The sequence below is a fragment of the Pseudomonas sp. T8 genome (genome assembly GCF_024610635.1).
Classification (GTDB): Bacteria; Pseudomonadota; Gammaproteobacteria; order Pseudomonadales; family Pseudomonadaceae; genus Aquipseudomonas; species Aquipseudomonas chlororaphis_I.
Window position 1 is genome coordinate 1,888,228 of sequence record NZ_CP102374.1, and the last position, 11,419, is coordinate 1,899,646.

An 11,419-nucleotide genomic window follows, 5' to 3' on the forward strand; every position below is an offset into this window, starting at 1 on the left:
TCTCACACATCCTGAAAAATATCGTAAGCTCATGGAATACATCCAAAACATATTGTTTTGAATGCCCATCTATAGGTCGCTAGAACGCACTATGCGTTTCAATGGATGAGTCTGCCACAATGAACCCTTACTACTTACCTCGCAAGCTCACAGCTGATGATAGGACGTATACTGAAGAGGAATTGCTTCTCGCTTCGGACTACGTCGTTGTTCTGTCTGAACCGGGCGGCGGTAAATCTTCGTTGCTGGAAAGCCTTGCGCAACGGTTAGGAGTGGCCTGTGTGACTGCTAACGTTTTCAGTCATTTGGGGGTTGATGTAAAGAACACCTCTTTGGTCATCGATGCTTTTGATGAACTGGCGAAAATCGATCAAACGGGCATCCATAGACTACTTGCGCACGCCAAAAAATCTGATCCAAACCATGTTGTCATTTCGAGTCGATCAAGTGAGTGGGGCACATCGTCGACTCAGGCATTTGCCGATTTCCTAGGGCAATCCCCACTTGTGGTGCGATTATGTGAGTTCGATGAAGATGAGCAAAAAACTATATTTGACCAGCATGTTCCGGGCGAACATTTTCGAACCTTCAAAAATGAAGTATCTAGGTTTGATTTGGATTCCCTGCTTCCGAACCCTCAATTTCTAAAGCTGTTCGCAGATGCCTTCGTAGAAAGTGGAAGGCATTTTGCGAATAAACGATCTATTTTTTCCCTCGCAGTAGAGCGCTTATCAAGAGAAGCGAATCCTAAGATTGCAAACAAGCCTAACTCACTCTCAATCGCTGAAAAGGTATCTTTCGGGTCTGAAGTGTTTGCAAAGCTGCTCCTATGTGGTTCTGATGGTGTAACTAAAAGCGAGGCAAATGAGAGCCGGATTTACCCTTTTATGGGGTCCCTTTCCAAGAGAAATGAGAACTATGCTGACATTCTAGCGACGAGACTGTTCAAGCCTGGAAATTTTCCCGATCAGCATCGCCCTGTCCACAAAGTTGTCGCAGAATACTGTGCAGCAAGCTATTTAGCGAATCGCATTGGGGAGACACAGGACTCTCTCTCATTAACAAAATGTCTTCCCATTATTGCGCCCAATTCCATCGTCCGGGATGAGCTGCGCGGCCTTATTGGATGGATGGCTGCGTTAGGCAATAGAGATATCCAAGTAGCAGCTATCCAACTGGATCCATATGCTGTGCTGGCAAACGGCGATCCGTCACTGCTTGAATCATCTTCAAAACGATTGCTTATTCGCAAGCTAAAAGAAATTGAATCAATAGATCCCTATTTTAGAAGAGGTGACTTTGGTAGGAGTTTCAGTGTAGCCGGCTTTTTTACAAAAGATATTATCGATGAGGTTCGGCCTATTTTAAAATCAGACAGTGAAGGACATCTCCGCGATCTAATTCTAGAGCTATTAATCAGTTCAAAAGAAGCCGAACAACTTGAAGGTGAGTTAGTGAACCTACTATTAACTCCCTCCGAATCTGAGGGCACAAGATTTCTGGTGAGCAGATGCTTGCTTGCAATTGATGGTCGCGACCATAAATTCGACCTGATGGCACTGATCTCTGAGGCTTCACGTGCTTCTCTACGAGTTGCAGCTGAGATCATCAAAAGCGCGCTCCCCCAACAATATGATCGTTCTATTATTTTAGATTTTTTTCGCGTTTGTGCTGGTCTCTATCCGAAAGGATACGATCGATACCAGCGAACTGTAGAATCTCGTTATTTTCTAAAACAGCTAATTAAGTGCCTAGATCGGGGAACAGTTGAATGGCTTTTGGATGACCTGTGCTTGGATCTTGTCTGCACTTGCGGCAAAGAGGTCTACGAGTGTGGATGCAAAACTGGCACTAGCAAGATTATTGGCTCATTACTTGATCGTTACTTCGCCGTAGTGGCGCCGCCATATGACCCAGCCAGAGTTTGGAAGTGGGTTGAAAACTTAAACTACACTTATCAGATAAGTGCAAGTCAAAGTAAAGCAGTCGAGGTATTGCAAGGCGACATCAAACTACGCCAAGGAATTATCGCCAACGCACTTGGAGCATTAACAGATCGTGAAAAGATACTCAACACAAAACTACATAAGTTTGAATTTCATTCTCACTCTGGGCTAGTGCTGTATCGTGAAGATACAAAGTTCTTAGCGGATCTTGCTTTTGAATCAGATAACCCGATCTTATGGTCAACTTGTATTCCGCCCCATCAAAAACAGCAAGGTGCCAATCCCAGAGGGACTGACGACTTGCGGCGATACCTACGTAGCCAAGCACTTGCAAAGCCTGCCTTCATGGGGGAGTGGGTCAATGCCAAAAGATCAGCATCGAAATTCGACAAGCTATATGGTATGCCTTTTAATCTTAGGAGAAAAATAAACAGGAGTCGTCATAAACGAAAAATTGTTCGTGAAAAAAATGCGCAATACATTAGAGAAAATAGAGGGTTAATTGAGTCGGGTTCGCACTGGCAGAGCTTGGTACGGCTAGCAAACCTGTCATTAATGCAGTCGAATGAAATTGAAGAAGAGTTTGGTGATGAATTAATTGCAAAAAATGCACTAAGGAACTGTATAGATTTTATAAGTCTATATGTACCAGATCTTTCTGAAGTTGCGGTTCTGTCGTGCGCGTCTAAAGGGTCGGTGGCCGTGCGAATCTTGTTTGCTGCCTGCTTGGAAATTATGCGGGAAAAGCATAGCCTGGAAGGTATTGATTTGCGACTATTGAAGTCATTGAGGGCCAATATTAACGTTTATTACAGCTCTGTTAGCGAGGAGGAAAGTAGTGAGCTTAAGAGTGAGGTTGATAGGCTGATTTTTGCTGAAGAGGGAAGCGCGGAAGACTTTATCAGAACTTATATTGAGAGTCAGTTTGCGATTTCTGAATGTAACACTCCTGATGTCTGGCTGCTGCAAGGGGATGAAGTTTTTAGCGGCTTACGTTCGAATCTGGCTATTGAATGGTTGGCTCGCTTTGATAACTTAAATCTCGATACGATCAGTGTTTTGTTTGATATCGCTGCTCAGTGCGGAAATCGTGACGCGTTGAAAGCTATTATTGAGGACCGCTGCACCGCATTGATGCCCCTTTGTTCTGAAGGGAAAAGTTGTCAGAGCTTGAAGCAAAGGCGCTTATTTTGGTTTGTTTGCGGCTTCTATTTTATTAGTGATATTTCGAAGCCTCAGTGGGACTGGCTTCAAGCTGACGCCGATAATATTTTTGCATTTTATGAACGCTCGGGTCAGTTTAAGCACAACGACTCACAATGGCCAAGTTTGACCGCTGTGAAAGTAAAAACTATTCTTGACGCATTCGTCAGTCACTGGCCTGAGGTGAAATTGCCTAGCCAGTGGGGAAGCGATAGCCCGAGAGAAGAAAAAGCTTATCGATTCATAAGAGAGTTGGTATGGAGTTTGATTTTGCTAGAAGCCGATGAAACCATACCTGTCGTTAGTGATCTTCTTGCAGATAGCCGCTATAAAGAAATGCACAGAGATCTAAGTAGCATTTATAGCACTCAGCTTAGAAAGCAAGCACTCAGGAATTACGAGGCGCCAACTCCACGAGATATTGTATGCCTACTAGACACTGATTTTGTTGTTACGGTGGAGGGGATGCGTCAACTTATAATTGATGAGCTTCAACTTTTCCAGAGTGTTATAGACGGCGGTGAGTTTAATTCAGGAAGCCGTTTTTATGAAAAAAAACAACGCTTAGGTGAGTTAAGGTGTACCGAGATCATTGCTGAGCGCCTTAGTACCCGGCTTGAGTCAAGAGGTATAATTATTACCCCAGAGCATCAGCTGAAAGGAGGCAATCGTAGTGATTTCACCGCAACAAAACTTATCAGTGGTAAAAGAAAACTGCTCGTTACTGAGGTTAAAGGTCAATGGCATTCAGAGCTATACACTGCCGCGCAAGGCCAACTGCATGAGCGTTACTCGATTCATCAGGATGCAGAGCAGCAAGGGATTTATCTCGTCCTCTGGTTTGGTAAAAATGAACTAATAGCAGGTCGAAAAAATCAAGGTATTACATCCGCACAAGAAATGAAACTGAGTATAGAAGCGAACCTGCCACAACAGTTAAAAGGACTGCTTGATGTTTTTGTGCTGGACCTATCTAGATCGGGAAGTTTGCCAAGTGCATAGTCCATTCCATGCGTAGAGATTGGGGGGGGGGCTGGCTCAAGCGGCTATTCGAAATTGCAATAACTCCCTTGCCCTCTTCTCGCAAGAGCGCTCTGTCGCCTAATGCAATGAGCCCTCTATAGCCTGAGCTTGTATAAAACAGGGCACTTCGTTGATGATCTAGACATCTGAGTTATTAAAGGGGGAGAGGTCGCGCGCGACCTGATAAATTTTACCTTCGACTTTTAATCTAGACGCGTACCCGGCCTTCATTTGTTCCATCAGTTTCATGGTTACCCTATTGGATACAATCACGACCGACTGTTTCTGGCCAAAAGCGAACTCGTAGTTTTTAAAAGCGGAGCATTTTGTGCGTTTCTGTCTCTATCGTCCTATGCGAGGGTTACTAATTGGACATCGCAAGTTAACTTCTGCGCAGGGCTTGGCGGTCGTTCAAAGGAAGAAAAAAGACGGTAGGACACTAAAATGGCTTTTGGATCGTTACTCCAACGATCTCTTCAAAAAGAGCTATGAAAACCTTTCAGCCGCAGAGCAAAAGAAGGTTCACTACACCATTTTGGAAGCCGCCGGCCGGGATGATGCCAAGTTCACGAAAGGCACTAAAAAAATGCTGATCATGGGCAAACTCGGCGTTCTCGTGACCGCTGCGCTGGCGACTTATCAAATCCTGAATGCTGAGAACAAACCAAAAGAAACGGCCCGACAAGGCATCCTCGTCGGAGGAGGTGCGTTAGGCGGCGCACTAGCTGGGATGGGCGTCAGTGCGTTGTGTGGCCCTGGAGCTCCGATCTGTGCAATCGCGGTCGTCTTGGCGGGATCAGTGGTTGGTGGCGCCGCAGGCGGCGTGGTCGCGGACTCGCTTGATGAGGAACTGGAGGAGTTTTCGCATTGGGACATTTTCTGACCGAGCCACAACTGACAGAAGTCAGAACCGCACTGTCTGAGCCATTCAACTATTTTCCGACCGATTACGACTACATCGCGCGACAGGTCAAAGGCGTCGATCCTGACGTACTCTACGAAATCTTTTATTTAGAAGTGGCACCCGTGTGCTTCTCCAACCTTGCAGCAGTCTTGCCCTCTGTCTGGACAGGCTTTGACCCCGACTGGCTCAGAGCCAGGATCGAGGAAAGGCTGGCGGCGCGGAAGCGTAATTGGTTACGCAGGCAGTTTGATAAGGTGCTGGTTCTATGGCTGAAGTACAACTACGACTACATGTGGAAGGAAATTGCTTGCAGGCTTTGAGGTTCGGTTATGAACTGACATTAGCGCATGATCAACAACAGAAATAAAAAAGGGTCGCAGCAACAGAGGGGCGTCAAGTCAATGTAATTACGCCCCACCACCGTCGCCGCTAACGCTCTGACACAACCACTCAAACATCTCAGCCAGCGTACGGTTGCAGCGTTTAAGCGCCGCTCCTATAGTTCGGCGTCGCAGCTAAATTCGCGAACGACCTTGGCCGGTCGAATTACAACGCAGCATCAGCATCTACAACACCTTTGCAGTCGCCTATCTGGTGCTCGCGACAGGATGTTATGACGGCTGTGCGCGGTGGTTCTCCGGTCGTCATATACGCGTACAACGGTCATTTTCCTCGTCGTCGGCAACACAGGTGATTGCTCCCTACACAGGAGCTGCACCGATGATTGACCAGCCACTCTCGCGCTTCACCCCCGTCGATACCCACGACGCCGATCAAGCGGTTTTCTACCTCGATACTCAAGCACCTTTAAGCGATCTGGCCAGCAGCGCAGCCCATCGTTTCACCGTGGTGCGCGACCTGATGGACAGCCTGTCCACGCTTAACCTGAAAGATGTTTCCGACTGCGATCTGGCACGGGTGACCCGAGGGGTGCATCTGCTGACCCGGGAAGGGTGTGCGGTGTTGGAGGTGATTCAGTGGCGCACGGCGCAGGAGCCCTGAGTGCTATTGAGCCTGGGAGGCTGTTTGTAGCCGCTGCCGAAGGCTGCGATCGGCTGCGCAGCAGACGCACATCCGGCCTCCCGGATTTATCTGTTACACCGCGTGGCCAGGTTTGGCGGGCGCTCCGCGCCCGATCGCAGCCTTCGGCAGCGGCTACAGGGAGTGTCAATTCCGTAGCGACGCACTCTGAACGACATGCCCCGATACATAACTCCAGACACATAATTCAACCTGCGCTACTATGCGCCTGGAGTTATAAAGCACCTCTCACCCCAATAAGGAGATGGAGGTGCAAAGCAGACAGTTGATCAAGGAGCTTGAAGCCGCAGGCTGGGTGCTGGAGCGCGTTACCGGCAGCCATCATCTGTTCAAGCATCCCTACCGGCCCGAGACCGTTCCGGTGCCTCACCCGAGGAAGGATCTGCCACGGGGGACGGTCAGGGCCATCCAGAAACTGGCCGGGCTGATATAGCCCTTTCAGCCTTCGCACCTTTTGAGGAGATCCCCGTGCACTATCCCATCTGCATCGAGTGGGGCGACGAGCACACTGCTACCGGCATCCAGATTCCTGACATTCCTGGCGCGGTCACCGCCGGCGACACCTTCGAGGCCGCGTACAGCGCCGCCATCGAGATCGCCCACGTCATGCTCGAAGAACTGGCCCGTGAGGGACAAGCCATTCCCCTGCCCTCGCCCACCGGCACACACCGCGCCAACCCCGACTTCGAGGGGATGGGCTGGGGCATGCTGGATATCGACATCACGCCTTACCTGGGCAAAACCGAAAAGGTCAATGTGACCCTGCCGGGCTACGTGATTCAACGAATCGACCGCTTTGTGCGGGAGCACAACATCAAGAGCCGGTCGTCTTTTCTGGCAGATGCGGCGATGGAAAAGCTGGGGCGTTAAGAACCGAGAAGCCCCCTACGCACAACCCCGGACGCGAGGCCGACCGGCAGGCCGCCCCGCGTTGCTTTGGCTTTTGATCTGAACGCTATGGTCCGAGATCAAAAAAATTTCGCCGAAACGGCTTGAGTTTCGACATGGTTGCTCGTTCCGGTGGGGCGGGTAGATCAAAATGCGCGCCCTGCCAGTCGGCGCTAAACCTGTAGCCGCTGCCGAGCCCTGGCGAGGCTGCGATAGGACCGAAGGTCCTCCAGCGGTCTCAAGATCCTGCGCCCGCTTCGCGGTCGATCGCAGCCTCGCTAGGGCTCGGCAGCGGCTACAGGGAGCGTACTCACCCCCCAGGCCGGCCGGTAGGCCGCCGTCTTGCTCTTGCTTTTGCTTTTGATCTGAACGCCCCGTTAACCACGATGGCCGAACGCAGGCATTGAGCCGTGGGTAACCCGGCAGGGATGCCGGGTTAGCCGCCCCAGGCCATGGATGGCCTGTGGCGGCGGCCCACGGATCAATGCCGGAGTGAGGGTATGCCGAGCCTAGGTGAGGGACCGAGTGGTGGGGCGAAGCGTTTTGGTTACTTTGGACTGGGCCGGCTTCCGGATCTTCCAAAGTGACCCGCCGTAAGGGCGGAACCCTAAGTGGCCGTTACCGCAGGAATGGATATGTACACCGTCCAAGAAATGCGGCGCCAGAGCCGACGCCATCGCGAGCAAGCTTCGCTCCTACAGAGGCCCACACCACCGCCATCGACCGTGACCGCAGGAATGGATATGTACACCGTCCAAGAAATGCAGTGCCAGAGCCGACGCCATCGCGAGCAAGCTTCGCTCCTACAGAAGCAGCCGTGGCCGCAGCAACGGATATGTGCCCAAGAAGATCGAGCCCCTACTGCACCGGCAAAAAATTCATCAACAACAAACTCTGCGCGTAGTTCAGGCCAATACGCCGATAACGCTCGTCAAGCATCTGAGTCAGCAGGTCAAGACGCGCCACAATCTTCCCAAACTCCACAGCAAAACTCAGATTGCTGCCCTCCTCCGAAATCTCATTGGAAAACAGCAACAACTCCCCATTGGCCCCCTGCCGCTGACTGAGCATCCAGGTAGCCTTTTCAATATTGCGCGCAGCATTACTGACAAACTGCGGATCGATAGTGTCGGTCATGAAAAACTCAGTGCGCCCGCCATGGGCAGTCACCAGCATGCTGCCAATGGCATAGATAAAGGCGCCAACCCGGTCGCCACGAAACTCCGGGCTCAAGGCATAACTCAGTGCCGCCAGGTCGCGACGGTTGCCCAGGGCCGGCAAGTCCTTCTGCTGCTCGATGGCCTGGCGGATATCCCGCGCGGCGCTGGTGGCATCGGTATACCCCCACTCACGCCACTGGTTGGGGTTGCGCAGGTAGAGCTTGTTCATCAGCAAGTAAAGGCTTTGCAGGTTGTCGCGCATGCTCAGGGTGGCCATGCGGTCGACGCTGGTCTGGAAGAACTCCTGGGGTTTGCCATTGCTGAACTGGTGGGCCATGTCACGCCCCTGCTGCTGGCTGCAGCCACTGGCGCAGACCATCAAGACAGCGGCCAGCCACAACGGCTGGCGCAGCATACGCAGGCAAAAGACGTGCAGAAAACAACGAGAAAGCGGATAAACCATCGGCACCGTTCTGGACTCTGGCCGCGCGGGGGATCGGCGCGGCCTGGCCCTGAATAGAACCGCAAAAACGCAAAAAGTGCGGTGGCCGCAGCCTCAGCGCAATTGCAGCGGGTCCACCAGCCCGACGGCGATGGCCATGCCCACCAGTTCCGGCAGGTGTTCGGCCTGCATGCGCTTCATCACCCGTGACCGATACAGGTCGATGGTCTTGACGCTGACCCCCAGCTGCTCGGCGATCTCGCGATTGCTGTAGCCCTGCACCAACGGCAGCAACACATCCCTCTCCCGCGGCGTAAGACTCTCCAGGCGCGCTTCGACCCGGGCCTGCCCGGCGTTGCGGCTGTGGCGGTCGTCGGCGCGGCTCAGGGCCTGTTGCACACTGTCCAGCAGCAGCTGTTCGTTGTAGGGCTTCTCGATGAAATCCACGGCGCCGGCCTTGAACGCCCGCACCACGATGGGCACGTCGGCGTGGCCGCTGACGAAGATCAGCGGCAGGTGGATATCCCGCTGGCGTAGCTCTTCCTGGACATTCAGCCCGCCCATGCCGGGCATGCGCACATCCAGCAGCACGCAGGCGTCGAGGCTCGGGTCGCAGTGTTCGAGGAACTCCCGGCCGCTGGTGAAGGGCACCGCCTTGAGGCCCACCGACTCCAGCAGCCAGACGGTGGAGTCGAGCATGCCCGGGTCGTCGTCGACCACATACACCAGCTGCTGCGTCGCACTCGTCATTGCCTTGCTCCTGTTGTCGGTTGGGTGGGTGAATCGGCTTGCGCCGGAGCCGTCGCCGGCAAGTGGCAGCACATCTTCAGGCCGCGACTCTGGGGCTGGGCCTGCAAGTCGCCGCCGAAGCCTTCGACGATGCTGCGGCTCATGGACAGCCCGAGCCCCAGGCCGTTGGCCTTGCTGGTGTAGAACGGGGTGAACAGCTGCGCCAGCTGCTCGGCGGAGACGCCCGGGCCCTGGTCGCTGACGCTGACCTCGACCCCGCCTTCGCTACTGGCCTGGGCACCGAGAACGATCTGCGAACCCTGCTGCGGATGCACCTCGCGATTGGCCTCGATGGCGTTGCGCAACAGGTTCAACAGCACCTGCTCGAGCAAGATCCGGTCGGCGTAAACTGGCGGCAGATTATCCGCCAGGCGCAGCTCGATCGTCACCTGGCAGGCCTGCGCTTCCCAGGCGCACAGGCGCACCGTTTCCCGGGCCACCTCGGCGAGGTCCAGGGCCTGGACCCGGCGCCCGCCCTTGCGCAAAAAGGCCCGCAGGCGCTTGATCACTTCGGCGGCGTGGGTGGCCTGTTCGGCGATCCGCTCCAGGCCCTGGGCGACCTTTTGCACAGCCTGGGGTTGAGTATCCAAGGCTTGCAGATAGCGCTGGCTGGCGTTGGCGTAATTGACCACCGCCGCCAGCGGCTGATTGATCTCATGGGCGATGCCCGAGGCCAGTTCGCCCAGGGTCACCAGGCGCGCGGTGTGGGCCAGTTCGTCCTGGTGATGGCGCTGCTGGGCCTCGCGCAATTCCCGTTCGCTCTGGTCGTGGGCCACCAGGGAATAGAAGCGCTCGCCACTGGCCGCGCGATGGGCCAGCAGCATCAGCGACACCGGCACCGACGCGCCGCCGGCCGGCGGTTGCAGGCGCGCCTCGATGCTCCAGCGGCCTGTGTGTTCGGCGCGGTGCCAGCCTTCGCGTTGCAGGCTGTGCAGCACCTCCGGGGTGAGGATGCTTGCCAGGTCCGGCATCGGCTGCCCGGCCTCCAGGCCCAGGGTGCGCCGGGCCGCCGGGTTGAGGTAGGTCACCGCGCCGCCCGGCTGGATGAACAGCACCGGGTCGGGGTTGGCTTCCACCACTTCCGCCAGGCGCCGCTTGTTCTCTTCGGCCTGGACCCGGGAGGTGATGTCCCGGGACACCGCCACCACTTCCACCACCGCCCCGGTGTAGGTTTCGCGGATCGCCCGGCAGGCGGTCTCGAACCACAGGTAATGGCCGTCGCGATGGCGGATGCGGTAGGTCATGGTGTGGTAGCCGTCCTGCTCCAGGGCGTCCCGGGTGCGCTGCGTCAGCCCGGCCAGGTCCTGGCTGTGGAACAGGCTGCGGGCCAGGCGCCCGCGCAGCTCTTCGGGCCAGTAGCCGAGCAGGGTCCAGGACGCCGGCGAGGCGTCGAGAAAGGTGCCGTCCGGGGTATGCCGGGAAATCAGGTCGGTGGTGTTCTCGGTGATCAGCCGGTACAGGCGCCGGGCCGTGGCCGACTCACGCTCGGCGAGGATCTGCGCCGTGGCTTCGCGGCAACGGGCCAGGACCCGTTGCCGGTGCGGGTCGGGGATAAAGCTCCAGAGCAGCACCCGCTCGCCCCACTGAGCCTCGACCTCTTCGATGGCACGCTGTTGCTCCAGGCACGCGCGGACCAGGGCCGGGTGATTGACCGGCAGCAGCGCCGCGACCTCGCTCGACGCCTCGGCATCCAGCCATTGCCGGAGCGCCGGGTTCAGATCCACGGGCCGCGCCTCGGCGTCCAGCAACAGGCTGGGTTGCGGGTCATGGCCGAGCCAGGGCGAATCCGGCAGCCGGCCTTCACGCTGCAGGCGCAGCCAGCGGCTCAAGTGGGTGGAGGTGGGCATTGTCGATAAACCTGCGGGCTGGATCAGCGAATTATTAATATAGTAGAAATACTATACAACTCAGGTAGTACTTCCATATCCATTGCCAAGCAGTATATAAAAGCCTCCGGATAAGTCACCGAGCGCGGCCAAAAAGCCTCTCGGCCAATAGAGCTAACAATCAGCCACCGGATACC

General features: G+C 54.8%; 9 protein-coding genes. 6 read left to right on the forward strand and 3 right to left on the reverse strand.

The features are described 5' to 3' along the window. Window positions 1-119 precede the first annotated feature (119 nt). From NRG23_RS08235 to NRG23_RS08260, 6 genes are all read left to right on the forward strand, one after another. Window positions 120-4,151 (forward strand): NACHT domain-containing NTPase, encoded by a 4,032-nt coding sequence (locus NRG23_RS08235; protein ID WP_257374341.1) that lies wholly within the window; start codon window positions 120-122, stop codon window positions 4,149-4,151. 349 nt (window positions 4,152-4,500) lie between these two features. Continuing rightward, window positions 4,501-5,055 carry a hypothetical protein gene (locus NRG23_RS08240; protein ID WP_257374342.1) on the forward strand — a complete coding sequence of 185 codons (555 nt, stop codon included), beginning with the start codon at window positions 4,501-4,503 and terminating at the stop codon, window positions 5,053-5,055. Then, window positions 5,040-5,396, forward strand: coding sequence for a hypothetical protein (locus NRG23_RS08245; protein ID WP_257374343.1), 357 nt, complete (start codon window positions 5,040-5,042; stop codon window positions 5,394-5,396). Before NRG23_RS08240 ends, NRG23_RS08245 begins: the two co-directional genes overlap by 16 nt. Window positions 5,397-5,796: 400 nt before the next feature. After that, window positions 5,797-6,078 carry a hypothetical protein gene (locus tag NRG23_RS08250; protein WP_257374344.1) on the forward strand — a complete coding sequence of 94 codons (282 nt, stop codon included), beginning with the start codon at window positions 5,797-5,799 and terminating at the stop codon, window positions 6,076-6,078. Window positions 6,079-6,367: 289 nt separating this feature from the next. Beyond that, window positions 6,368-6,550 carry a type II toxin-antitoxin system HicA family toxin gene (locus NRG23_RS08255; protein ID WP_124301294.1) on the forward strand — a complete coding sequence of 61 codons (183 nt, stop codon included), beginning with the start codon at window positions 6,368-6,370 and terminating at the stop codon, window positions 6,548-6,550. Window positions 6,551-6,585: 35 nt separating this feature from the next. Beyond that, window positions 6,586-6,987 (forward strand): type II toxin-antitoxin system HicB family antitoxin, encoded by a 402-nt coding sequence (locus NRG23_RS08260; RefSeq protein ID WP_092418556.1) that lies wholly within the window; start codon window positions 6,586-6,588, stop codon window positions 6,985-6,987. Window positions 6,988-7,863: 876 nt separating this feature from the next. Here NRG23_RS08260 and NRG23_RS08265 read toward each other — a convergent pair. The 3 genes from NRG23_RS08265 to NRG23_RS08275 all read right to left on the reverse strand — a co-directional run bounded on the left by NRG23_RS08265 (window position 7,864) and on the right by NRG23_RS08275 (window position 11,243). After that, a complete protein-coding gene (locus tag NRG23_RS08265; RefSeq protein ID WP_257374345.1) occupies window positions 7,864-8,628 on the reverse strand; it encodes a hypothetical protein in 765 nt (254 codons plus the stop codon). 93 nt (window positions 8,629-8,721) lie between these two features. Then, window positions 8,722-9,357: a response regulator transcription factor gene (locus tag NRG23_RS08270; protein WP_124301293.1), complete on the reverse strand. Its 636-nt coding sequence runs from the start codon at window positions 9,355-9,357 to the stop codon at window positions 8,722-8,724. Next, on the reverse strand, window positions 9,354-11,243 hold the full coding sequence (locus NRG23_RS08275) for a PAS domain S-box protein (RefSeq protein ID WP_257374346.1): 1,890 nt from the start codon (window positions 11,241-11,243) through the stop codon (window positions 9,354-9,356). Before NRG23_RS08275 ends, NRG23_RS08270 begins: the two co-directional genes overlap by 4 nt. Between the last annotated feature and the right edge of the window lie 176 nt (window positions 11,244-11,419).

Coding starts and splice junctions, on each gene's coding strand:
- NRG23_RS08265 (WP_257374345.1), bottom strand. CDS start 8,628: ATGGTTTATCCGCTTTCTCGTTGTTTTCTGCACGTCTTTTGCCTGCGT.
- NRG23_RS08270 (WP_124301293.1), bottom strand. CDS start 9,357: ATGACGAGTGCGACGCAGCAGCTGGTGTATGTGGTCGACGACGACCCG.
- NRG23_RS08235 (WP_257374341.1), top strand. CDS start 120: ATGAACCCTTACTACTTACCTCGCAAGCTCACAGCTGATGATAGGACG.
- NRG23_RS08275 (WP_257374346.1), bottom strand. CDS start 11,243: ATGCCCACCTCCACCCACTTGAGCCGCTGGCTGCGCCTGCAGCGTGAA.
- NRG23_RS08250 (WP_257374344.1), top strand. CDS start 5,797: ATGATTGACCAGCCACTCTCGCGCTTCACCCCCGTCGATACCCACGAC.